The sequence below is a fragment of the bacterium genome (assembly GCA_020444325.1).
In the GTDB taxonomy this organism is placed as follows: Bacteria; Bacteroidota; Ignavibacteria; order SZUA-365; family SZUA-365; genus BM516.
Genome location: JAHLLD010000001.1, coordinates 540,956 through 565,856 on the forward strand (window position 1 = coordinate 540,956; position 24,901 = coordinate 565,856).

Below are 24,901 nucleotides of genomic sequence, written 5' to 3' on the forward strand. Positions count from 1 at the left end.
TCATAGTTGATTTCATCGCTTACGGTTTCCATGCATTGTCCTGCGGATGGCTGTCGGGTATCCATCCACCACCGAGATGCACTTCCGTAATCGGTACATCGTGATCGATGCGAAAACGCATCTCCTCTGCTCCGTCCTTCCACACCTCCGCGCTTTTGACCACATCCCTGCTTTCGCCTCCCTGCATCGTGATCTTCAGATGCACGGGAACGGGCATGCTTCCCACACGACGGACGGTGACGGTGGAAAGCGAACCTTCATTCTCCACCGAAGCGATGGCGAGATCCGGGTATCCGGGCTCGAGAAACCATCCGCTCCAGAACCAGTTGAGATTTTCCGCGGCAACGGTGTTGAAGGTATTGAAGAAATCCCATGGCAGGGGATGCTTGGCGGTCCATCGCCCAATGAACACCTTCAGCGCTTCGTCGAAACGCTCCTCCCCGAGCATTTCACGCAGCACGGCGAATCCAATAGCGGGCTTGAGATAACCGATGACCTGCAGATCGTCTCCCTCGGACGCAGTTGATGGAATCCACAGCGGGTAATCCTTCTCCGTCCCTGCGAAACGCTCATACGCACGGGCCGCGCGTATCATGTGGTCGTAATTGGACAGCCGTTTCTGCACGTCGATCGGCAGGAAATAGGCCATACCTTCATCCATCCATGCATAGCGCGTTTCGTTGATGCCCACCATGAAGGGGAAATAGCTGTGCGCGATTTCATGCGAGTGCACGTACACGTTGAGTATGCGATTGGGGAATTCCCCGTCGTTGACGATCATCGGGAATTCCATGCCGTAGTGTCCGTTGAAGACGGTGATGCCGGGGTAGGGGAAGGGGATGCCGGGACGCGCGGCGGACATCATCCGCACGGTCACACTTCCTTCCTCAACTGCCGTGGCAAAGGATTTTGACTGCGGATCATAGGCGGCGTCGACAAACACACGGCTCCTTCCGACACGGGCACCCGTACCGTCCCAGCAATACCCGCGCGCCATACCGAACGCGAAATCGGGCAGTTGCTCGCCCGCAAATTCCCAGGTGCAGCGTCCGTCTTCGGCGATGTAGGGGGACTGTCCCTGCGCCTCCGCTTCATTGACGATGCGCACCACGCTGTCGCTTTCCAGCGCCATTCGGTAGCGGCTCAGCGCCGGCTCGCGCAGCACGTCGTCTGCGTTCTGCAGCATTCCCGTCGCCCAGACGCCGTAACGCTCGGGCACGTCGATAGCGACGCGATAGGAACCGTAATCGTTGTAAAATTCATGCTCGCCATTGTACGAGTGCATATCCCAGCCGAAGACGTCGTCGTACACGGCCACGCGCGGGAACCAGTAGGCGATGAAAATCGCGCCGTTCTCATACGTGCCCATGCGGGGATTGCCCCCGCCCTCGCCGGTGTTGACGGGGATGGTGAAATTCCACTCCACGTCGATTTCCGTACTCTCTCCCGGAGGCAGCGCCTCGGGCATGGTCACGATGCAGTTGCCGCCCGAAATGGACGCCTGTCCGTTATCGGGAAGAAAATTCCTTTCCTGGCCATCCACCGTCAGCTTCCCGATATGCACGCCTTCGGTCACCGCCTGCTCACCGAGGGGAAACAGGCGCGCCGCACCGCGGCGGTTCATGTTCTGATGAAGCTTGAGCACGAGACTGCCAAGGGTGTCGGGACTGTTGTTGCGGTAGCTGATCGTTGCGCTGCCGGTGAGCAGACGCTGCGAAGGATTGATGCGCACACGCATGTCATAATCCGCCGCGTTCTGCCAGTAGCGTGCGCCCGGCATGCCGTCCGGCGAACGCGTGCCCCGGTCATACGCGCGCTTCACCTCGCGCGGCATGTACAGATCATCGCCGCCGCCGCGGGCCGAAAGCGCAATGGGAAGAAAGAGAAGAAGAAAAAGACTGTATCGCCAGGTAGTCATACGCACCTCGCAGTGGGGAAAGAGCAGAACGTCCCTCGCAAGGGACGCTATGAGCATACAACGGAAAAGGAGGAAAATTGTTGCAGTCCCGCCGCGAACTCAGAATGGCGCGGGCAGGTCATACTCGATGGACGTGAGCTGAAAGCGGGCGTAGGAAAACGGTTCATCATCCACAACCCAGTTCACTTCGGCGTCATGCGGGATGCGCATGCCGTCCACTTCGCGGTAGTCCCGGTATTCACATATCCACGGCAGGCGCACAAAGCTGCCGTTCATTTCCCTGTATCGTTCCCCCGTTTCAAAGCGGGAAATTTCACCGTCTGCATTGAAGTGAAATATTCCTCGCACTGTCATGCCACTGTCGGTCAGGGTCGCCGCTGCGGAATCCGCATCAATGGCCTCCCACTGCAATCCTTCCACGGCGCGAAATGCCGTCGGCAGCCAGGGCAGTTCGGACAGGTAACGGATGAGGGAGGATTCGTCCATTTCCCTGCCCCTGCCGAGTCCCAGTGTCAGCGCACCGCGCAGCCGGATGAGCATTTCGCCTTTCCCGCCGATGTACTTGTCGCGCGCACGCACCCAGGCGAGGGGACCCGCTTTCACCACGGCCATCCAAACAAAGCCCGGCGTCACGGCATTGAAATATTCTTCCCCGCTGATCGAAAGCCATTCCGCATCCGGCTTCGTGCGGAAGCTGCCGCCGTGACGCAGGCGCGCGAACACCGCATCATCGCGTCCCTCGGCAATGCAGCGTGCGAAATAACGCCGCACGGGTTCGGGAAGTGCCTCCTCTGCCGCAGCGATGCGGGCGGACTCCTCCGTTGTCAGCTCAGCCTGCGCATTCAGGGGTGGATTGTCACCCGCCAGCTGCCGCACTTCCTTCCATACCATGCTGTGCATCGCGTGGTTCTGCACGTAAAAGTAGGCGAGTATGCCGACGAGAATGATAAGCGGGATGACGAAATAAATCATAAAAACACGAAATTATTCAGGATTGCGATGTGTGAAGAGGGTCTGTCCCACCGGAAGAAGCACTGACTGTGACCGCCTCATTTGCGGATTCGGCGTCGTCTGTCCCACTGCCTCCCGCTTCCAGGTCCGGCGCCATGCGGAAAATGTTCAGCGCGACAACGGTGGCGAGAGCAACAAGCGCGAGCAGGTACAACTGCGAGAGTACACCAAAGAGAACCTCGGGGATACCGTACAGAATGGCCTGTGACATGGAAAAGAATTCCAGGCGCTGATGCATATAGTCCATCATGATGTCATGAATGCTGAGGTTCGTGAAGAGGGAAGCCAACAATCCACCAACCGCGAAGACGAAAAGCAGAATGGTTGCGATCGCGGTGCGCAGACGGTAACGGTTTGCCAGCGCAAGACTGCGTTCCATCGCGCGTCCGATGCTCATGCGCCTGAGCACCACGAGCTGCGGTGACATGCCGAAGGCGTAGCCACCGGCGAGAAGAACGAGCAGACCGAAGACGAAAAGCACGGGCTGGGGACCCGTCAGCTCGGTCCCGTGCAAGGTCACTGCGAGCACTCTCGCCAGCATGTTAATCGCACCCCAGAGCATGAGAAAGATGAACATCAGTAGCGCGATGATTGCCATGCCTTTCCCCAGCCGCATGAGAATGCGCTCGACCAGCATCGGCAGCGACAGGCGCTCTTCCTCCTCCGTGGCCTCCACCAGGTGCATCATGCCTATCCAGGCGATGAGCGGGAGTATAATGGAAAATGTTTGTGCTGAAATCAGCAGCACATTGATCATGCGTCTCGGATCTCTTCCGAGCATGAGGCTCACGAAATAATCGAGAATTTCATATGGGAGCAGCAGGAGCAACGTGAGCCACAGCAGTCCGCGCCACTGCCGTTTCCAGGCGGATGCGGCAGAGGAAATGACCTCAAGAAGCGTGAGCGGCTGCGTGTCAGCAGGCACCGGTGTTACCCTTCCGTCCATCATGCCTCCCTGCTTTCAGTGACAGGAGCGGCTTCCGCTTCGGGTGGAACTTCCTTCCAGTGAATGCGCACGTTCATATAGAACACGGTGCCCATGATGAGAACGATGAAGTTCATCGGTTCGGTGATGAGCATGACGAGAAAGCGTGCGAGAGGAGTGACAGCCATGGTTTCCAGAATCATGCTCACGATCAGGAATGGAAGAAAGATCGCAAGTGAAATGCCGACAACGTGGAAAAAATGTCCCTGCACGAGGCGGGCGCTTTTGCTCATGGATTCAAAAACCCCCGCTCCGTCGATGACCATGAACGTCGCGAAAAATCCCATGTACACCATGAAGACAATGCCGGGAAGAACGAACAGTACGAGGCCGAGCATGAGTCCCAGGAAAATGATCAGGTAGGCAATCGCCACGGGCACGTACAAACGTACGGTCACCTTGAACAGCTCGTCGACACGGACCGGGTTTTCACGCACGTCTTCCGCCGTCAGCCGCATCAGGTAGATCGCATTCACGATGGTGAAGAGCATTGCGATCAGCGTGGACAGCATGCCGTACTGGAAGTTTTCCAGTGTGACCGGATCGAAGCCGAAGTAGCCGTCCAATCCCGTTTTCAGCGCCGCGCCGGGCAGCACGGTCACAAAGAACATCAGCAGCATATGCTGCGCATTTCTTCGCAGGATGTCATAGCCGATGCGGTAGAGATCCCTCACGCGCAGCACCGAAGTCGACAGGTCGTAACGCATTCGTTCCTCCAACTTGAAATGCAGGATAAAAAGATGGAGAAATTTGTCACTGAAGGCAAGCGCGGGAGGGGAAATCAGTCCCTCAGCGCACCGCTTCAGTCCCTCGCCGCATAGCTGTGACAGGTGAATTCCCCGCCTTCGAGCATGTGTCCGCAGCGCGCCAGCATGCACAGCACGGACTGCATTCCCTCCTTTTCTTCATCGCGTATGCAGTTTCTGCATAATTCCGGACGCGGAATACTCTCCGGCGAAACTTCATTCCCTTCGTCGTCGTACATGCCCATGAATTCAATGAACGGTTCCTTGCTCATTTCCATCTCCCTGACTGGATGTGGCTGCATTTTCGCCGCTCCCTGCGGCTTCATTGCGGGGAGATGAATATATTGCCGCGAGCCGCGCATGACAAGAGAAGAATGTTTCCCTGATAGAAAGGTCCCTATGATTCGTCTTTCCTTTACCGTCCTGTTTCTGCTACTCACAACTCAATTCCTCTCCGCACGTGTGCTCACCGTCGGCAGCGGAGGATACAGCGGACTCGAATCCGCAGCCGCCGATGCGCAGCCGGGCGATACCATCATGTTCGCGGCAGGGACGCATGCGGGCGGGGCTGCGGTGTCGGATCTTCATGGCACCGCCCAGCAGTCGATTACCATCATGGGGGCACCGAACGAGACCGTGCTCATCGAGGGCGGCGTCAACGCTTTCCAGCTGAGCGACGTGTCGTACCTGCGTATCACCAACCTGCAGTTTGACGGACAAACGGGCAACGGTGTCAACATCGATGACGGCGGCAGCTTCGATACGCCGAGCATGTACATCAGCATCGACAACTGTCACTGGCTCGGCATCGGCGCCACGGGCAACAACGATCAGCTCAAGATGTCGGGGGTGGACAATTTTACCGTCCGCAACTGCAGCTTCCGTGACGGCGCCGCAGGAGGCAGCATGATAGACATGGTCGGCTGTCACTACGGGGAGTTCGCGGGCAACCGCTTCGAAAACGCGGGGTCGAATTGCATACAGGCAAAGGGCGGTACGCGCTATATCAGTATCACGCGCAACCTGTTCCTGGGCGGGGGACAGCGGGCGATCAATATCGGAGGGTCGACCGGACTCCCCTACTTCCGTCCCCAGAATGCGGATTACGAGGCACAGGAAATTTCCGTCATCGCAAACATCTTCACCGGGGCCATCGCCCCTGTCGCCTTTGTCGGCGCAGTGCGCTGTGAAGTCGTCAACAACACCATGTTCCTCCCGGAAAAATGGGCAGTCCGCATTCTGCAGGAAACCACGGACAGCCGCTTCCAGCAATGCGGAGAAAATATCCTGAGCAACAACCTGTTCTACATCGATGCCGCCGCTGCAGCGCCGAGTTTCAATATCGGTCCCAACACGCGTCCCCTTACTTTCCTTATCATGAACAACCTCTGGTACAACGCGGACGACGAGAACTGGCAGGGACCCAATACTCCGGTAACGGATATGCACATGATACTGAATCAGGATCCCCTGCTGACGGCGCCCGCACTGCGTGGCGGGAATTTCACTCCCGCCTCCGGATCACCGGCGATCGGTGCGGGTTCGGGACTGACGCGGGATGTGCTGGATTTCAATGGACACCTGTTCCGCGATCCGCAGACCATCGGCGCCATTGAAGCCGATACCACCACAAATGCTCTGCGTACCCTCGCACCCCCGGCCTCCTTCCAGCTCACGACATGGCCGAATCCGTCTCACGGACAGCTGCACGTGCGCATCAGCGATATGCGCACTGGCGGACAGCTGCGAATTCACGATATCCAGGGGAAACGCGTCCCGCAGACGGAACGGTGGATTGACGCGCAATCCGCAGGCAGCGAAGAAGTAACCCTTTCGCTGAACAACAGTCCCGCCGGCTGGTATTTCCTCATTGTCGAATCCGCCGGCGGCCTCCGCGTGCAGCCATTCCTTCTGCAGAAGTAATAGGCAGCAGGTCTTCTAGTCCAGCACGTGTGCTCATCCAGCAGGTCTGCTCGCACAGGCGATCAAGTGACTGAGGATATCAGGTCACCCAGACCACGACGTACTTCTTTACTTCCCATCCGGTTGCTTCTTTCGTGACCAGCGCGCAGATGCCCCACGCCGCCAGTACACCGGAGCTGTTCGAGGCGTAGACCAGCGCGGAATTCCCGTCGTCGGAAAAACCAATGCCCGACAGTGTCAGGTAGCCCTGCGCTCCGGGATACGCCGCGAAGAACGGATCCCAGTTCGCTCCGCCGGTGAGCCGCTGGAAGGTACTGTCCGCGATAAGCTCATAGTCTTTCGCGATACTGAATTTCCTCTCGAGCGCGCCCGCCGATGCATTTGCCTCATCATAGGCGTTGAGAAGCGTGTCACTGACACCGAGCGATACCTTGATGAATGATCGGCCCGATCCCTGCGGGAATGCGTAAGGATCGGTCATGTTCTGAATCACCACCATCTGCGTGGCGGGATAAATGAAGACGGAGTCAATAAGCGCGGAATACACCGCGTAGATATCCGTCGATGTATCGGGAGTGTCGGGGGTGGACGGGTTATCGTCGCAGGCGGGGAGCAATAACAGCAGAAGGACGGGAAGGAAGAGACATTTCCGCATTCTTTACCTCCGTTTTCCGGCCGCACGCGATTGCGCGGCATGGCATGTGAAACAGCTTGTACAGGTAATGGACACGGGAAATGGGAATACGTCACACGGAAGGCTGGCGGCGGAGTCCCTTGAGCAGAGTCCTGAGCGGATTTTCTCCGGCGAATGCCGCGGCTGTCGCGAACAGTGTATGCATGGACATTGACGATTCATTGGAAACCGCGTATACGGTTTCCCAGCGCGGCGCGTGGAACTTGGCTTTGAAATTATCGAGTCCCTCAAAATTGTAGAAACGTCGTCCCCACGCGCGCACGGTCGACAGCACCGCGCGCAGCCACACGGGGTTATGCTCCTCGCGCGCGCGTGCGTGCCGGGAAATCGGTGAGAGTCCGAGCGTCACATGCCTGGCGCCTTCCACCGCCATGGCATTGACGGCAGCATCGATAAGCAGTTCCGCCGTTCCATTCGGCGCTGCACTGCCGCGCACGTTCTGTTCGATCAGCCAGCCCCCGCGCTGGGGAATGGGCGATGCCACGAGAAAGCCGACGACATGCTGCTCCAGGCGCGCAATGAAGATCATGCGGTTGAAAAGCCTCTCCAGTGTCTGCGGCTCTATGAGGAAATGCAGGGGTGGAAGTCCCCTCGTCTGCAGCCATTCCTCCAGGCAGCGCTGCAGTGCGGGATGTGCAGTCGCGCGCTCATTGTCCCACCGCTCAACCACGACACCCTTGTTGCGCGCGCGATTGAGCTGCGCGCGCAGGGACGCGTGTTCAGCGAGCATCAGCGGCCAGTCGGCCGGATTCCAGGCAGGCTGTGCGCCGAGCACGATGGATGTATGCGTCTGACCGCAGGGCAGGGCTTCGATCAGGCGCTGTTCGGCCCCGAAATAACATACGCGCCTGCTCCCTGCCGCCTCGAATTCGTCGATGACATCAGCCAGCCTCGCGGTGTCGCACACCGGTGCACCTGCCGCAATGCGCACCCCGTAATGTCGCACGTAGCCGACCACGGCATCACCTGCACTGCTGAACCAGTGCTCGATACCGGGATTGAGTATCTGGTACGACGTCGCATTCCACCCGTATTGCAGAACCAGGTCGAGCGCGAGCTGTACCTCCATTGTAGCCGTGTGCGGGGAAAACGGTATCATCCTTTCCGCTCTGTGATGCGTACGAGTATCAGCGCATACAGGAATACAGCGCGTCGGCCTGTGCGGCGCGTCAGCCTGTGCTGTGAATCAACCTGTGCGGCGCATACCGGCGGCAATGCCGTTGACCGAGGCGCGAAGGACGTCGAGTATCGCCTGGCGCTGCTGCGGATTGACGGATTTGCTCCGGAAGCGTTTCAGCAGCATGACCTGTATGTGGCTGATGGGATCAATATAGGGATTCCGCAGCATGATGGAGCGCTGCAGCGAAGGATTGTCCTCGAGCAGGTCGCCTCCGGTAATGCGTGTGATCGCATCGCGGCTGCGCCGGTACTCCGCTTCGATGTCATGGAACAGCGCCTCTGCCGCCTGTTCATCGTCACAGAGATGCAGGTATTCGGCCGCAATCCCCATGTCGGCTTTGAGCAGCGTCATCTCGATGTTGCTGACCATGACTTTGAAGAACGACCACTCTTCATACCACGCAGCAAGCTTTTTCCAGTTCAGTGCGCCGGATTCCACGGCGTTCTGCATGGCAGTACCAAAGCCGTACCAGCCCGAGAGGATGTTCCTGGTCTGCGTCCATGAGAATACCCAGGGGATGGCGCGGAGGTTGTCGATGGCGTCGCTTTTCTTGCGGGACGGGGGACGCGAGCCGATCTCGATTTGTTCGATCACGTCGATCGGTGTGGCCTGGCGGAAGAACGGAATGAAATCCGGGTTCTCCAACAGCGCGCGGTAAGCCTGCATCGCATCCCGTGAAATATTTTCAAACAGGGTGATGTGTTCCGGATTCTCGCTGCGGCGCGACAGATAATTGCATTCCGCCGTGCTGCGCAATACGGCGGACGCCGCCAGCTCCAGACTTCGCAGGGCGATCTGCGGCATGGAATATTTGGCGGAAATCATCTCCCCCTGTTCGGTAATCTTGATACTCCCGTCGACGGTCCCTGATGGCTGCGCCAGAATCGCCTGATGCAGCGGACCGCCGCCGCGTGAGACACTGCCCCCGCGGCCATGGAAAATCGTCAGATGCACATCATGCGCATCGCAAACCTTCTTGAGGGAAATCTGTGCCTTGTACAGCTCGAAATTCGAGGTGACAATGCCACCGTCCTTATTGCTGTCCGAATATCCCAGCATGATTTTCTGTTCATTTCCACGCAGGGCGAGATGCTGGGCATAGGCGGGATTGGTGAACAGGGAAGCCATGACGTCGGCAGCCCCACGCAAATCGTCGATTGTTTCAAACAGCGGCAGAATGTCGATGCGCGAATTGCGCAGTTCTCCCTGCCGCACGTCAATCAATCCCACTTCGCGGGCGAGCAGCATGGCCTCGAGCACATCGCTCGCGGCGGTACTCATACTGATGATATAGTCACCACAGCTTTCCTCACCGAATGTTTCTTTCCCCTCGAGAATGATTGCCATTTCTTCGAGCACCTGCAGCGTTTCGCCCTCGAGTTCGTGGCGGAGTCCGACGATGGGACGACTGTTGAGCAGTTCGCGTGTCAGCAGCAGGCTGCGATCCTCCTCCGCCAGTTCCGTGAGATTCGAACACACCTCCGCCCTGTCCATCAGCTCAGCCACGGCATTGCCGATCAGTTCCGAGTTCTGCCGCACGTCCAGTGCCGCGAGATGAAAGCCGAACGTCCTCACCTTGTACAGCAGCGGCTGCAGCAGACGCGAGGCGATCATTTCCCCGCCATGATGCAGCAGACTGTCGTGCATGAGCAGCAGATCGCCTTCGAATTCTCCGGCATGGGCGTAGCCCGGCTGCTCCTCGTTGAGGGTGTTGCGCAGCTTCTGCCAGATCATGTAGGTTTTCACGCGGTAGATTTCAGACTGATCGCGCAGATCTTCATCGGTGATCTGTCCCTTCAATGCAGCCTTGTCGGACCGGAAGGAAGCCAGCAGTTCCTCATCGGCGTGCACGAGCCGCGTCGAGTTGCTGAGCGTATTGAACAGCCGGTCCATATCCGCGATATAGAGCTGCAGAATCTGTCTGCGATGCAGATCGAAGGTCATGCGCGTGATATCCGTTGTCACATAGGGATGTCCGTCCCTGTCGCCCCCGATCCACGACCCGAAGCGCAACAGCACGGGTGCCGGTTCCACACTGCCGTACAGCTCGGCTATGTCATGGTTCAGGCGGCGGTAAAATGGCGGGATGGACTCATACAGAATGTGGCGGAAATAGAACAGTCCCCGCCGCACTTCATCGCGCACCGTCATTTTCTGCGTGCGAATCGCGTTGGTCTGCCAGAGAATGGTCAGCTCCGTTTTGATATCCTGGCGCAGTTCTTCCTGTTCCTCTGCGGTCAGCTGCGTAGTATCGCGCCGCAGCAGCAGTTCGCCGATGTGGAGAATTTTCCGCAGCACCGTCTGCCGTGTCGCTTCCGTGGGATGCGCGGTGAACACCGGAAGCAGCTGCATGGAGGAAAGGACGGAATGCAGATCCCCGGCCTGCAATCCCTCAAGCGCCATATCTTCCAGGGCCTCGCGCAGGGATCCGGGACGCGCGTCGTCCGATGCCGCAGCATGCACACGCTGACGCCGGATGCGATGAATTTCATCGGCTGCGTTGACAACGACGAAAAAGAAGGTGAAGGCGCGGATCAGTTTATGTGCTGTGGCAAGATCCAGTGCTTCGACGATATCACGGATACTGCGCTCGGTCTCGGGACTGCCGTCCGTTCTGTATGATTTGGTCAGGCTGCGAATCAGCTCGACAATTTCGAAAAAGTCCCTTCCCTCCTGCTCTGAAAGCACATCTCCGAGCATTGCGCCCAGTTCCCGGATATCCCTGCGCAGCAGCGCTTCCTTGTCCCCTGGCAGGACGTCGCTATGCATTTCCGCCATGCGTACCTCGTTGTGTTGTGTGTTTTCACAACACGATGCGGACTGCCGATGTTCCGCACAACGGCGCGAAGCGGCAATTCCGGCACGAAGAAAATAGGGTAGTACCACCTATTGCATAATACGCGCGAAGGTGTTGTATTAGGAACAACCCCCCCGAACAGTATGGAGGGCGGTATGCGCTGCCTCATCATCGAAGACAATGACGGAATGCGCGAACTCCTCCGCCAGCTCCTTACGGATTACTGTGAGGAAATTGCGGAGGCGCGCAACGGGGAGGAGGGCTACAAAATATATCGTTCATCGAAGCCGGATCTTGTCATCATGGACAATTTCCTGCCAGGTATTGATGGACTCGAGACTGCGGAGAAAATCATTGAGATAGAACCGACAGCACACATCGTCATGGTGACGGATTTTGACGAAGTTCCGTATCGCCAGGCCGCGATGCGTTCAGGTATTCGGGGCTTCTACGGAAAAAACGACCTCATGCATCTACGTTCCTACATTCGCTTCCTTCAGGAAGCGGGTCCACCGGATGCAGGCCCCCGAAAGAACTGACCCCCGTTCGCAACTGCCGGACGATTGGGGGTGGATACTTTTTCTGCAAAGGGTTATAATTCGCTACCCGTTGTCATTCCCTGCAACGTTTTCGGAGAACTTCTCCACGAAACGTCGCACATACGCACAGTCACTTGTCGGTCAGGAAAAGCAGTCTGTATGTTCCTCCTTCCGCGTTTCAGTTTCTGGGTAATCGTCCTGCTCCTCTGCAGCCATGCCGCTACGGCCACGCCCGCATTTCCGGGGCAGCACGGATCCGATGCAAGAATGCTGTCGTCACAGCTTGACAGTGCCGATGCGGCACTGGACGCCGGCAATGAGAAAGCCGCCATCCGTATCCTCAGGTCATCGATCAGACAGCTGAACGGGCTGATCAGTCGGGAACGGACGCTGACCACGGAGCTTTCCACGAGGCAGAAAGAGATTTATGCGTTGCGCGATACGCTGACCCAGCTCGAGGGACGCATGGACATGAAGACCTATCAGCTCGATGTGAGTGAAGGCTGGCGACGCCGGGAAAAGGTAAAGAATCTGCAGGCGCAGGAACTTCAGCAGAAGACTTCTCAGCTGTCGCGGGAACGGCTGGAGAGGGAAGCGCTTATTCGCTATGTCCTCATCGCAAGCGTTGGCATTACGCTGCTCATCGGCTTCCTGATATTCCGTCGCATGCTTGATCGTCGCCGCGCCGTAGAGCTGAAAGCGGAAATCGCCGAAGCCCGCGCTGCGACACTCGAAGCGGAAAAGCGGCGCGACGAGTACGAAGCGCGAAAACGCTTCACGCGTCAGCTCATCGATTCGCAGGAGCAGGAAAGGAAACGCATCGCTGCAGATTTGCATGACGGACTCGGGCAGGATCTGCTGGTAATCAAGAACCGCATCACGCTCGCACGCCGCGAGATTGACCGCGGAGGCAACTATGACTACGAGCTCGATGAAATTACCACCGCGGTGGCTTCGTCGCTGCAGGACATCAGGCGCATTTCCCGGAATCTGCGTCCCTTCCAGCTCGACAGACTGGGACTGACTTCCACACTCGAATCCATGCTCAAAACCGTGCGCGACAGTACGGGACTGAACCTGTTTTTTGAAATTGCCAATATCGACGGCATTTTCAGCAAGGCCCGGGAAATGGATCTGTACCGCATCCTCCAGGAGAGCGTGAACAACGTGGTGAAGCACGCGGAGGCCACCGAACTCGAGGTCACCATTACCCGCCAACCAGATCTGATCGTCTGCAGGGTCCGTGACAATGGCAAAGGCTTTCAGCTCGAAGACGCCGGCGGACAGGGCGGTGACGGTGTGGGCGGCTTCGGTCTGCAGGGCATGCGAGAGCGCGCGGTCTATCTCGACGGCAATATCCAGGTCACCACGGCACTCGAAGAGGGCTGTACGCTGTCGCTGACCATCCCCATACCTGAACCTCAACAGAGCGCATCGAACAAGGAGAGTGTCCATGCCGCAACAGAATAGGATCAGCATCGTGATAGCGGATGATCACCCGCTTTTCCGCAAAGGTCTGCGGGAAGTCATCGAAGCGGAGAAGCACCTGCAAATCATTGGTGAAGCAGGAGATGGTGAAGCGGCAGTGGAGCAGATTCAAAAGCACAAACCGGAAGTGGCGGTTCTCGACATCGACATGCCGCGGCTCAACGGACTCGATGTCTGTGAGCGGGTACTCAAACCTGTGACGGCGCCCGGTGTGATCATCCTCACCATGTACGACGACGAAGCGCTGTTCGAACGGGCAATGCATCTCGGGGTGAAAGGATATATCCTGAAAGACAGTGCCGCCGACGATATCGTGCAGGGCATTGAAATGGTTGCCCGCAAAGGGTATTTCATCAGTCCTTCACTCACCGGACATGTCATGCGCGACAGTCCCCTGCGCAGTGACAACGAAGGACGCGCCGGACTCCTGAAGCTCACCCCGTCAGAGCGCCGTATCCTCGCGATGATTGCAACGGAAATGACATCGGCGGAAATCGCGGACGAACTGCATATCAGTCCACGCACCGTCGAGCATCACCGTTCAAATATCATCGGGAAACTCGGGCTGTCCGGCCAGTACGCCCTGGTTCGCTACGCGCTGCAGAACAAGGATTCGCTCTGATCTCCACCCACATTGCAGTTCTTGCTTGAGGAAACAACCTTTCGCTACGCGCTGCAGAACAAGGATTCGCTCTGAGCGTCAGCCGCGTTCCAATTCGTGTTTGAGATAACGTCCGGTATGGCTGGCATCGACCTCGGCCACCTTCTCCGGAGGTCCCTCCGCAACGATATATCCCCCTTCATCCCCACCTTCTGGACCAAGATCCACAATCCAGTCAGCCGTTTTGATCACGTCGAGATTGTGCTCGATCACGACGACGGTATTTCCCTTTTCCACCAGTTGATCCAGCACGTTGAGCAGCATACGAACGTCCTCGAAATGCAGCCCGGTTGTCGGCTCATCGAGGATGTACAGTGTATTCCCCGTCCCCACTTTTGACAGTTCGGTTGAGAGCTTGACGCGCTGCGCCTCGCCGCCCGACAGCGTTGTGGCCTGCTGTCCGAGACGGATGTAGCCGAGTCCGACATCAAACAGTGTCTGCAGCTTGCGTTTGATGCGCGGGATTTCACTGAAGAAATCCAGCGCCTCGGCGACGGACATCTCCAGCACATCGGCAATTGATTTCCCGTGGTAACGCACCTCGAGGGTTTCCCGGTTGTAGCGCTTGCCCCTGCAGACCTCACAGAGCACGTAAACGTCGGGAAGGAAGTTCATCTCGATTTTCCGCACGCCGTCGCCCTTGCAGGCGTCGCAGCGTCCGCCCTCAACATTGAAGCTGAAGCGGCCGGCATTGTAGCCTCGGATTTTCGCCTCGGGAAGATTGGTGTAGAGATCGCGGATAAAGGTGAACAGACCGGTGTACGTGGCCGGATTCGATCGCGGTGTTCTGCCGATGGGTGTCTGATCGATATCGATGACCTTGTCGATATGCTCGAGCCCGTCAATTCCCACATACGGCAGCGTCGCTTTCGTGGAACGGAAGAAGTGCCGCGACAGCAGCGGATACAGGGTCTCGTTGATGAGGCTCGATTTGCCGGAGCCGCTGACGCCCGTGATACAGGTAAACGTCCCGAGCGGGAGACTGAGATCAAGGTCCTTCAAGTTGTGTCCCTTCGCCCCACGCAGCAGAAGCGTATTGCCGTTGCCTTCCCTTCGCGTCTCCGGAAGTGCGATTTCTTCCTTCCCGTTGAGATACGCTGCGGTCAGCGAACCGGTACGCGCGAGTCCCTTGAGCATTTCCTTCTCTGTTGCGCTGTTCGATTTGCGCGCGCTGCCGTTCCCGTTTTTCGCGGACCCATTGCCGTTCGTTTTTCCGCGTCCGTTGGCCCTGCCGCTGCTCTTGAGAATCTGGGCGATCTCGCCTTCTGCGACGACTTCCCCGCCGTACTCGCCGGCGGCGGGACCGAGATCGATCACGTGATCGGCGTTCTCGATCATCTCCCGGTCATGTTCGACGACGATGACGGAGTTGCCGAGATCGCGCAGTGCCTTGAGTGAATCGATAAGGCGCGAGTTGTCGCGCTGATGCAGTCCGATAGACGGTTCGTCGAGAATGTACAGCACGCCGACCAGCTGCGTGCCGATCTGTGTCGCCAGGCGTATGCGCTGCGCCTCGCCCCCGGAGAGCGAACGTGCGGAGCGGTTGAGGTGGAGGTAGTCGAGACCGACATTCGAAAGGAATTCAAGCCGGGAGGATATTTCTTTGATGATCTGGTTGCCGATTTCCTTCTGCCGGGAAGTGAGCTTGATGTCTGCGAAGCGCTGCCGCGCATCCTTCACCGACATGCTGGTGACATCATGTATCGAATGTTTGTCGATCAGCACTGCCAGGCTCTCGGGCCGCAGGCGTCCCCCTTTGCAGCTGGGACAGGCTTTCGAGCTCATGAACGATTCGGCCCATTCCCGGATGCCGTTCGATGTCGTATTCTCGTAATACTGCTCGAGGCTTTTGAGCACTCCTGCAATACTGTGATTGTAATTCGATACGCGTCCGTCGGGATGCGTATATGCGATGCGGTATTTTTCCTTGCCACTGCCATGCAGCAGCGTCTGCATCGCCTCTTCGCTGATATCAGAGAGCGGCGTATCGAGATTGAAATCATAGCGCGCGGCCACTGCTTCGATCTGCGCCCACCACCATGTGCGCCTCGGCTTGCCGAGCGGCGCCAGTCCCTCTTCATTCAACGTCTTGGCCGGATCCGGAATGATGAGATCGAGATCGAACTCGCGCGTCTGTCCGAGTCCGTCACACGTCGAACACGCCCCGTAAGGGGAATTGAATGAGAAGCTGTTCGGTGCGGGCTCTTCATAGCTGCTGCCACAGACGGGACAGGAGTTCTTGCGGCTCATCAGAATATCTTCGCCGTTCATGTCGACGATGACGACGCCCTCGCCGAACTTGAGTGCGATTTCGAGCGAGTCGCTCAGCCTCGACCGGGCTTCGGGATTAACCACCAGGCGATCCACAACAATTTCGATGTTGTGGATTTTATAGCGGTCCACTTTCATCCCTTCTTCTATTTCCCGTACCTCACCGTCGACGCGCACCTTGGTGAACCCGTCCTTGCTGATTTCCTCGAACAGTTCGCGGTAATGTCCCTTGCGTCCCCGAACCACGGGCGCGAGAATAACCAGGCGTGTCCCTTTTTCATAACTGAGTATGCGGTCGACCATCTGGTCGAGGCTCTGCCGCTGCACGGGCGATCCGTCCTTGTGACAATGCTGCACACCCGCCCGCGCATACAACAAACGCAGATAGTCATAAATCTCCGTTACCGTGCCAACGGTGGAACGTGGATTGCGGCTGACCGTTTTCTGCTCGATGGAGATGGCCGGACTGAGTCCTTCAATGTTATCCACATCGGGACGCTCCATGCTCCCGAGAAACTGCCGGGCATAGGCAGAGAGACATTCGACGTAACGCCGCTGTCCTTCCGCATAGATGGTATCGAACGCCAGGCTCGATTTCCCCGAGCCCGACAGTCCGGTAATCACCACGAGCTGATTCCGTGGGATGTCGACATCGACATCCTTGAGATTATGTTCCCGCGCTCCGCGGACAGTTATGAAATCGTGCTGCATGTATGTCAGGTTGGAATAACCGGATACGTAACTTCAATCTTCTAAAATGAGAAAACAATCGTTTTGCACAAACACAAAAACGGGCACCCTGAGGTGCCCGCTTCGCTTTCGCCGTCACTGTAGACGGTTATCGCGCTATCACCATTCTCTGCGAAAATTTCTGACCGTTTTTCTGCAGCTGCAGGATGTAGCTTCCCGGACCAAGCGCGGATACGTCGAGCACGCGGGTTTCCCAGCTGCTGTTCGCGACATCACTGCGATGTTGCTGCAGAAGGCGGCCGGAGAGGTCAAACAGACTGAGTGTCGCCGCTTCGACACCGCTTCCGCGGTAACTTACCGTCACGCTGCCGGTGGCCGGCTGCGGATACATCGATGCAATGCCTTCGTCTCCTGACGGAGATGCAGAAAGCGTGACCATGCCGTGAATCTCCTCTGTTCCGTCACGGTCGATCTGTCTGAGACGGTAGCGGATGACACCATGCAGTCTGCTGACATCTTCCGACCAGCGATACTGTCGCGGAGTGTTGACCGTCCCGCCACCCGTGACAAAGCCACGCGGCAGCCAGGCGCCATCGTTGACAGCACGCTGCACTTCGAATCCATAATTGTTGAGTTCCGTTGCGGTGCCCCACTGCAGCTCCGCCGTACCCGCGCGCAGATACGCGGCGAACGACGTCAGTTCCACCGGGAGCGGGGTGAGATTCCCCGTTTCAATGGCGTTGAAATTCGTGGTCGCGAGTCCGATAAAACTCAACGTATCCCCGGTCGTCATGTAATCCTTGTTGATCGTTCCTCCCGAAGACGAACTGCCATAATAGAAACGGACCTTCGTATTGGCATCGATTCCGAGGCGGCTGCTGAGCGCCGCCATCGGCACCTGAAAATCAAGGAAATAGAAACCTGAGCTTCCCGCAGCCGTACTGCGCACAGCTGCTGGGTTGGCGAGTTTTTTGTCATAGGTGTAGATGACATCGGTGGTGGTCTGATCCTTGACCTCGACAGTCATGTTGTTGGAAACATTCACCGAGACCCAGCCGATTGGGGCACCCTGTCCGGTGGAATCACCGATAGCCACAACCCAGGAGTACTGCGACCACTGACCGTTGGCCTTGTACGGATTGGCACTGAGCTGAACGCGGAAGAACGCATGTGTCCCGTCCGTATTCACCGAGACGGAACTCGGCGTGGTCGCCGAATAAATGATATCCGTTTCCAGTGGCGTCTGATCATTGACATCCTGGATGTATGCGCCGGTGCTGTCGGTGTAATCGATAAAGCTGGCAGGCCAGGCACCGGGCGTATACTGCGCATGCAGCAATGGTGCCGATAAAAGAAACAACAGAAGGGGAACCGACCACCGGAACAGTGGACGCGAGAAAGGTATATCTTTACGTACCATGAAATCCTCATGACGTGTGAATGTGATGAAATGCGCTCTCTACTTTCATCGATCCACCACATCACGGGATCGATGCGTATCCGGCCGGCCGAGTCATGCGCTATCATTTTGACCCGGCGAGAACCGTGGGATCAATATAAATCAGGGAATTGTGTGCTGCCTGAACAGCGCATTACAACTGCATGAAAAGGTTGTAAGGTTGCGGATGTGCCGCATCCGGATTCACGGGAGCATGAAAAAACGCACCCCGCTCCGCGTGCTGCGAAACGGGGTGCGCCTCTCTTCATCAGGTATGGGTATTATTTCATGAGAACCACTGAATGGATGCTGCGCTGCGCGCCGGCGGTAAGGACGAGGAAGTAACGTCCCGAGGAAAGCTCTTCCGCATTGATGACGGTCGAGTGCATTCCGGCGGAGAGCTGCTCGTCAACAACAACCTGCACGGTGCGGCCTGTCACATCCATCATCTCGAGGCGAACGGGGCCGTCGGAGGTGAGCGTGTAGCTCACTGTCGTCGTGGGATTGAAGGGGTTGGGGAAGGCATCGGTAATCGCGATTGCGTTGCTTGTCTCGAGCGAGACCATGACAACCGATGAATATTCATAGCTGCCGTCGCGGTCAATCTGGCGGAGACGGTAGTAAAGTTTCGCCGCGCCGCGCGGAAGGGATGCATCATCGAAGCGGTAGTCGCGGGGCGTGTTGCTGGTGCCGCCGCCGGCGATGAAGGAAACTTCCGACCAGTTCTCTCCATCAACCGAGCGCTCGACCGAAAATCCGTAGTTGTCGAGTTCCGTGGCAGTGTTCCAGCGCAGTTCGACGCGGTTCGACTTGAGATAGGCGTTGAAGGAGGTCAGCTCAACGGGCAGCACACCACTGCCGATGATGGAAAACCCTGTCGGGGTGAGCGTGGAGAAATCCACCGCCGCGCCGATCATGAAGTCCTTGCTGATCTGACTGGGGTTGCCGGCAGCTGTGCTCGTGCCGTAAAAGAAACTCTGAATGGAAGTCTCGGTCAGTCCGAGATGCGTATTCGATCCATTCCACAGAGCGGTCATCGGAACCTGGAAATCGAGATAATACGTCGTTGCATTCGGCACCTGCTGTACGCGTGCTCCGTCAGGACTGTTGTTGTTCGAGCTGAAGGTGAAAATCTCATCAACATTACTGCCGTCGGAAACAGCGACTCTCCCTGAATTTCCAACGACGTTGACATACACTGCGCCGATAAATCCGTTCGTGAGGTTACCGAACTGCACGATCCACGTACCATTCTCCCATTTGCCGTTCGATGCTATGGGTGAAGCCTCGAGCTGGAAGCGGTAAAAGGTCGTGCTGCCGTCATAGGCGACACTGACCGAGGCAGGATCGGCAGTCGAATACCACAGGTCGATATAGTCGGGCGACATGTCATTGGGATCCTGAATCAGGTTGGAATTCGCATCGCGGTACGCCACCCAGGAAGTGCCGGTGTTCGTCCCGGTTCCGGGCCAGTCAGCGGCCGTCTGGCCATTCATATTCATCGTGACAAGGATAATGGCGATGGCGGTTGTGATCGTAAGGCGCAGCATGTTCATTTTTCTCATCATTACTGGTGCAATTCGTTATCTGCCAGTAGTGTCGCATGAACCGTGCCAATCCGTTATAACGAAAAAACAGGCCCGTTTGGCCTGTTTTAAGGGATTTGTATTATGCCTTCAGATAATCGTTCGGATTCCGAACAAGCAAAATCCTGCATTTGTAGGGAAAGCAAACATGAGTATTCAAGAATCCCGGTCGTATGCCAGTGGAAAATCCGGGCAACGAGTGGAAAGTCCGGGCAGCGGGGTAGGTTGAATGATCCGATCTGGAGAATGGGCTCAGGTGGCGGTGGATTCCCTCATTTGCTCTGTGTGGGGGAATAGTATGGTAAAGTTACTCCCTTCGCCCTTGCGGCTTTGAACATGAATCTCCGCCCCATTGAGTGCGAGGTACTCTTTCACCAGCGCGAGTCCCAGTCCGATGCCCTCATAGCGCCTGGAGAGCCCGGTTTCTTCCTGCGAATGCGGCTCGAACAGCATGGGGAAATATTCTTCGGCGATCCCGATGCCCGTATCGCGTATGCTGATGCAGCAGCTATCATTATCCTTCTGATACAGACGCACCTGTACTGATCCCTTTTCGGTGAATTTGATCGCATTGTCGATGAGATTTTCCACTGCTTTTGAGAGACTGTACTCGTCAACGGTGCGCACGGCCGACTCCACATCCATCTCCAGGCTGAGATGCAGGTTTTTCTGCGTCGCAAGGGGTCGGAGATCATCGACAATCTGCGGGACGAAGCGGCAAAGATCCACCGGTGCGGGATGCAGACGCAGGTCGCCGCTGCGCAGGCGGGAGACGCTGAGTATCAGATCCACCGTACGGTTGAGACGTTCGATGCCGCGCTGGATGCTGTCGAAGTACTCCATGCTGTTCACATTGCACTCTCCGGCGCAATCGGACTGCACCAGGGACGCAAACCCCGCAATAATATTGAGAGGTGTACGGATCTCATGTGAAACTGTAGCGAGAAAGGTATCCTTCAGCCTGTCCGATGCTTCTGCTTGTTCTTTCGCGGCCACAAGTTCGGCTTCAGCACGTTTCTGTTCGGTAATATCCCTCAGCAGCAGCATGAAATGCTGCTCATCGTCCATGAAGTACATCGAGACATGTGCATTTACGGCAATTGGTGAGCCGTCCCTGCGAACACCGGTAAACTCATACTTGTCCGGTATGGAGCTGTCCTCATCCCGGTGAAGCATATAGTGTGTCAGCCGCTCATGATCTTCCGGATGTGCGAATTTCAGCATTGGCGAGCCCAGAACCTGACCTGCATCGGAATAGCCGAACATTTCCATGGCGGCACGGTTCGCAAGGAAAATCTTTCCATCCTTCAGAACGCACATCCCATCGAGGGAATGGTTGAACACCAGTTCGAACTGCTCGTGTACTGTCTGCGAGACCCGGCGAATACGCGCCTCCTCATCCTTTGCATTATGCATGTCCGTGATATCCTGCGTGACACCGGTAATCACCGCCTGGCCGTCCTGCACACGATCGCGCAAACGCAGTCGCGTGCGCATCCACCGCGGTTTCATCCCCTCCCCTGTCACGCGCAATTCCAGCGTCACCACATGCAGCAGATTGTTCTCCCTGATGATATCGCGTATGGCCTTTCGAAACTGCATGCCCTGACGGGGGGAAAGAAACTCGCGAATGAAATTTTCTCCGCTCAGCGTGGAGAGCAGGGGATGCACGCCGAGCAGCGCGCGCGTGTCCGGAGGCAATTCGAGCGCATCCGTTTGGACGTGATATTCAAAGGCCCCCATGTTCCCGAGCTGCAATGCGTCCGTCAGGCGTTCCCGGTTCTCGCGCAGCGTGCTCTCCTGCCTCCTTCGCAGTCCGATATCACGCGCGAAGAAGCACACATAACCGCGTCCCTCGAACAGCAGATAATTCGCAGCGACCTCCACCTGCACGATGTCTCCGTCTATCCGGGTCAGCACTGCTTCGTATGTACTGCTCCCCAGTTCCCGCAGCTGTGCGACAAACTCCTCCCAGAGCGGTGGACGATGGGCCCTGTTGACATCCCAGGCCTTTTTCATCAGGAATTCTTCGTGGGTGAAATCCAACAGCCTGCAGGCGGCATCATTTACGTAGTACACACTTCCGTCGTCCCGCACCCATACAATAACATCGCTCGAATGCTCCAGCGAAAACTGCAGCAGCTCGTACCGCTTCTCTGCCTGCTTGCGGGCAGTGCAATCGCGCATGCGAAACATCATGCCCTGCGTTTCGCCGTGGTCAGCGCTGAGCAACCGTGCACTTACTTCCAGCCACAGCACATCGCCTCCGCGACGGCGCACGCGGAATTCCCCGGTCTCCGAAACGGCGGAATCGACCACATTCTGTTGAAACGTCAGAAAGCGCCCGCGATCCTCCTCATGCAGAATCTTCTCGAGTGAACAGGTCCCGTCCAGCCAGAGCGCGGCCTCATAGCCCGACAACTCCTCGCAGAACGTGGAGATGTACACCGAACGATTATCCCCGTCGAGGTACAGGATGCAGTCCCCGTTCTTCGCCGAGGTGACCATACCACGATCTTTCCTGCCTTCAAGCTCCGGGAGCAGACCCCTGTCGATATATAGTATGAGGGCATGGCGCGCATCGAGCGGCAGTATGCGCACGCCGACCACATGCCCCACAGCCTCCGCATCATCCGCCGCACTCAGGAGTTCATGCATTTCCCCTTCCCTGACGACCTGAAGCAGAATATCACCGAGATCCGGCTGCGCCAGTTCCAGAGGGAGATCCGTACCCCCGGAGAGGATGAGAGAAGGGAATGCCGTACGGGCCGCATCGTTGGCCGACAGCGAAACCAGCCGTCCTTCATCAGAGAATACGGCGAACTGTGCAGGCATGGGCAACGCCTGCGTCATGGACATGATACTATCGTGTTTCATTGTATCTACATACAGGATGGATTCCCTGCGCCTGGCTCCCTGAGGCATCAGAAAAGATCCGTCCCGCGGTGTTCAGAAACTTTTGTTGTTCGAACGGTGTCGTTTTTGCGTTTTCACGCAGTACACTATCACAGCTACCGGCTTACCAAATATAGTAAAATTCTATACTTATCAACACATCAACTTGTCTATCCACAGGCAATGCAATCATCGGTGACAGGTTCTGAATGAAAGAACGCCATGGCTGTTCCCTGCCTGCCCGGATTTTCGTATTTTGTTTGGTTGCAGAAGTGTTGAATCCTTTACGGGACACATGAGCGAAGAAGAAAACAGCAAAGACGCCGAAGCCGGATCCGAGGAAAAGGAAAAGGAGATGACCTTTCTCGATCATCTCGAGGAACTGCGCTGGCGTATTATTTATTCCATGATCGGCATTGTCGTCGGTGCCGTGGGACTGTGGTTTTTCATCGATCCGCTGATGGAGGAAGTGCTGCTCAAGCCGGCGATGCAGTTCGGTATGGAGCTGCAGAACCTGCGTCCTTTCGGACAGGTGTTCCTGTACATGCAGGTGGCCATTTTCGGCGGCATCATCGTCAGCATCCCGAACACGATTTACCAGATCTGGAAATTCATCGCACCCGGGCTCTATCCCCACGAGCGCAAGTACATCACACTTATCGTCGTGTTCACCTCGCTGTGCTTTCTTATCGGCGTGGTCTTCGCGTACATGTTCATTCTGCCGGCGGCACTGCAGTTCTTCGAGAATTTTGGTACCACCGACATTCAGAACATCATTTCCATTGAATACTATTTCGAATTCATACTTATGCTGATGATCGGCGCCGGCGCGATCTTCGAACTGCCCATGCTCTCCTTTTTCCTCTCCCGCCTGGGCATTGTCACACCGAAGCTGATGCGGAAATACTGGCGTCACGCCATGGTCGTCAGCTTTTTCGTCGCCGCGCTCCTTTCTCCCGGACCCGATCCCTTCAGTATGCTGCTGATGGCCATCCCCCTGGTCTTTCTCTACGAAGTCAGTATTCTGATCAGCAAGCTGAGCCAGAAGAAGAACAATCCCCGCAACAAGGAAGACGAAGGAAACTGACTTGAAGCTTGACAGCATCATTGCGCCAGTCGCGCCACAGCTGAAAGAGTTCGAAACGCATTTCAGGCGTTCGCTGCGTTCGGATGTGGGACTCGTTGACACCGTCGTGCGCTACATCGTCAAGCGCAAGGGCAAACGCATTCGTCCCGCGCTCGTCCTTCTCTCCGCCGCGGCCTGTGGTGGCATCAACGAGACAACCTTCCGCGGCGCCTCCCTGGTCGAGCTGCTCCACACCGCCACGCTCGTTCATGACGACGTCGTCGATGATTCCGATACCCGGCGCGGCTGGCCCTCGATCAACCGCATCTGGAAAAACAAGGTTTCCGTGCTGCTCGGCGACTACGTTCTTGCGCGCGGACTGCTGCTCTCGCTCGAACATGAAGACATCGCCTTTCTGCACAGTACCTCCACCGCCGTGCGCCGGATGAGCGAAGGGGAGCTGCTGCAGATTCAGAAATCACGGCAGATGAACACGGACGAGGAAACCTACTTCCGCATCATCGGGGATAAAACCGCATCCCTTCTCGCCACCTGCTGTGAGATCGGCGCACGCAGTGCGACCGATGATGATGAGCGTGTTGCGCAGCTGCGTGATTTCGGGGAAGCCCTCGGCATCGCCTTTCAGATTCGTGATGATCTGCTGGATTTTCTTGGAAAGGAATCCACCATCGGCAAGCCGGTCGGCGGAGACCTCAAGGAAAAGAAATTTACCCTTCCGCTCATCCACGCCTTCCGCGAGGCGCCTGCCGCCAGGCGGAAAGCCGTGCTCCGGGCACTTAAAAGCGGGGTGAAGCGTAAGGAGATAGCGGAAATCCTCGCCTTCGTTCAGGAATACGGGGGGATCGAGTATGCGGACAGCACAGCGCATGAATATCGTGAACGCGCCGTATCCTGCCTTTCCGCGCTGCCGGATTCAGAAGCGAAACAGGCATTGACCGATCTGACGACCTTCGTCGTTTCCCGCGCGAAATAGTTCAATCCCCTTCACCATA

18 protein-coding genes are annotated in these 24,901 nt (G+C 57.0%); 6 read left to right on the top strand and 12 right to left on the bottom strand.

Translation table 11 applies throughout. From position 1 onward, the window contains the following. Positions 1 to 19: 19 nt before the first annotated feature. The 5 genes from KQI65_02225 to KQI65_02245 all read right to left on the bottom strand — a co-directional run bounded on the left by KQI65_02225 (position 20) and on the right by KQI65_02245 (position 4,932). Positions 20 to 1,918 carry a M1 family metallopeptidase gene (locus KQI65_02225; protein ID MCB2203538.1) on the bottom strand — a complete coding sequence of 633 codons (1,899 nt, stop codon included), beginning with the start codon at positions 1,916 to 1,918 and terminating at the stop codon, positions 20 to 22. Between the two features lie 99 nt (positions 1,919 to 2,017). Continuing rightward, positions 2,018 to 2,890, bottom strand: coding sequence for a hypothetical protein (locus KQI65_02230; protein MCB2203539.1), 873 nt, complete (start codon positions 2,888 to 2,890; stop codon positions 2,018 to 2,020). A 16-nt stretch (positions 2,891 to 2,906) separates the two neighbouring features. Continuing rightward, positions 2,907 to 3,875, bottom strand: coding sequence for a hypothetical protein (locus KQI65_02235; protein ID MCB2203540.1), 969 nt, complete (start codon positions 3,873 to 3,875; stop codon positions 2,907 to 2,909). After that, complete coding sequence (locus KQI65_02240) at positions 3,875 to 4,621, bottom strand: hypothetical protein (protein ID MCB2203541.1); 747 nt, start codon at positions 4,619 to 4,621, stop codon at positions 3,875 to 3,877. Before KQI65_02240 ends, KQI65_02235 begins: the two co-directional genes overlap by 1 nt. Before the next feature lie 95 nt (positions 4,622 to 4,716). Beyond that, the gene (locus tag KQI65_02245; protein ID MCB2203542.1) at positions 4,717 to 4,932 is read right to left on the bottom strand and encodes a hypothetical protein; all 216 of its coding nucleotides are present in this window, start codon (positions 4,930 to 4,932) and stop codon (positions 4,717 to 4,719) included. 127 nt (positions 4,933 to 5,059) lie between these two features. On the opposite strand from KQI65_02245, the gene KQI65_02250 reads away from it, so the two are divergent. Beyond that, positions 5,060 to 6,583: a right-handed parallel beta-helix repeat-containing protein gene (locus tag KQI65_02250; GenBank protein MCB2203543.1), complete on the top strand. Its 1,524-nt coding sequence runs from the start codon at positions 5,060 to 5,062 to the stop codon at positions 6,581 to 6,583. A 79-nt stretch (positions 6,584 to 6,662) separates the two neighbouring features. Here KQI65_02250 and KQI65_02255 read toward each other — a convergent pair whose 3' ends face one another. The 3 genes from KQI65_02255 to ppc all read right to left on the bottom strand — a co-directional run bounded on the left by KQI65_02255 (position 6,663) and on the right by ppc (position 11,235). Next, positions 6,663 to 7,238 (bottom strand): hypothetical protein, encoded by a 576-nt coding sequence (locus tag KQI65_02255; GenBank protein MCB2203544.1) that lies wholly within the window; start codon positions 7,236 to 7,238, stop codon positions 6,663 to 6,665. A 91-nt stretch (positions 7,239 to 7,329) separates the two neighbouring features. Further along, positions 7,330 to 8,376 carry a DUF2156 domain-containing protein gene (locus KQI65_02260; GenBank protein MCB2203545.1) on the bottom strand — a complete coding sequence of 349 codons (1,047 nt, stop codon included), beginning with the start codon at positions 8,374 to 8,376 and terminating at the stop codon, positions 7,330 to 7,332. An 87-nt stretch (positions 8,377 to 8,463) separates the two neighbouring features. Continuing rightward, complete coding sequence (ppc, locus tag KQI65_02265) at positions 8,464 to 11,235, bottom strand: phosphoenolpyruvate carboxylase (GenBank protein MCB2203546.1); 2,772 nt, start codon at positions 11,233 to 11,235, stop codon at positions 8,464 to 8,466. 174 nt (positions 11,236 to 11,409) lie between these two features. Here ppc and KQI65_02270 point away from each other — a divergent pair, with 174 nt between their 5' ends. The 3 genes from KQI65_02270 to KQI65_02280 all read left to right on the top strand — a co-directional run bounded on the left by KQI65_02270 (position 11,410) and on the right by KQI65_02280 (position 13,903). After that, the gene (locus tag KQI65_02270) at positions 11,410 to 11,793 is read left to right on the top strand and encodes a response regulator (protein MCB2203547.1); all 384 of its coding nucleotides are present in this window, start codon (positions 11,410 to 11,412) and stop codon (positions 11,791 to 11,793) included. A 159-nt stretch (positions 11,794 to 11,952) separates the two neighbouring features. Further along, positions 11,953 to 13,263: a hypothetical protein gene (locus tag KQI65_02275; GenBank protein MCB2203548.1), complete on the top strand. Its 1,311-nt coding sequence runs from the start codon at positions 11,953 to 11,955 to the stop codon at positions 13,261 to 13,263. Then, positions 13,247 to 13,903, top strand: coding sequence for a response regulator transcription factor (locus KQI65_02280; protein ID MCB2203549.1), 657 nt, complete (start codon positions 13,247 to 13,249; stop codon positions 13,901 to 13,903). Before KQI65_02275 ends, KQI65_02280 begins: the two co-directional genes overlap by 17 nt. Positions 13,904 to 13,981: 78 nt before the next feature. Here the strand turns inward: KQI65_02280 and uvrA are convergent, their stop codons facing one another. The 4 genes from uvrA to KQI65_02300 form a co-directional block, all read right to left on the bottom strand. After that, positions 13,982 to 16,924 (bottom strand): excinuclease ABC subunit UvrA, encoded by a 2,943-nt coding sequence (gene uvrA, locus KQI65_02285; protein MCB2203550.1) that lies wholly within the window; start codon positions 16,922 to 16,924, stop codon positions 13,982 to 13,984. A gap of 127 nt (positions 16,925 to 17,051) precedes the next feature. Continuing rightward, positions 17,052 to 18,323: a T9SS type A sorting domain-containing protein gene (locus tag KQI65_02290; protein MCB2203551.1), complete on the bottom strand. Its 1,272-nt coding sequence runs from the start codon at positions 18,321 to 18,323 to the stop codon at positions 17,052 to 17,054. A gap of 299 nt (positions 18,324 to 18,622) precedes the next feature. Then, positions 18,623 to 19,906 (bottom strand): T9SS type A sorting domain-containing protein, encoded by a 1,284-nt coding sequence (locus KQI65_02295; protein MCB2203552.1) that lies wholly within the window; start codon positions 19,904 to 19,906, stop codon positions 18,623 to 18,625. Between the two features lie 273 nt (positions 19,907 to 20,179). Continuing rightward, positions 20,180 to 22,804: a PAS domain S-box protein gene (locus tag KQI65_02300; GenBank protein MCB2203553.1), complete on the bottom strand. Its 2,625-nt coding sequence runs from the start codon at positions 22,802 to 22,804 to the stop codon at positions 20,180 to 20,182. Between the two features lie 313 nt (positions 22,805 to 23,117). On the opposite strand from KQI65_02300, the gene tatC reads away from it, so the two are divergent. After that, complete coding sequence (gene tatC, locus KQI65_02305; protein ID MCB2203554.1) at positions 23,118 to 23,909, top strand: twin-arginine translocase subunit TatC; 792 nt, start codon at positions 23,118 to 23,120, stop codon at positions 23,907 to 23,909. A gap of 1 nt (position 23,910) precedes the next feature. Continuing rightward, positions 23,911 to 24,882 carry a polyprenyl synthetase family protein gene (locus KQI65_02310; protein ID MCB2203555.1) on the top strand — a complete coding sequence of 324 codons (972 nt, stop codon included), beginning with the start codon at positions 23,911 to 23,913 and terminating at the stop codon, positions 24,880 to 24,882. The last annotated feature ends 19 nt before the right edge of the window (positions 24,883 to 24,901 follow it).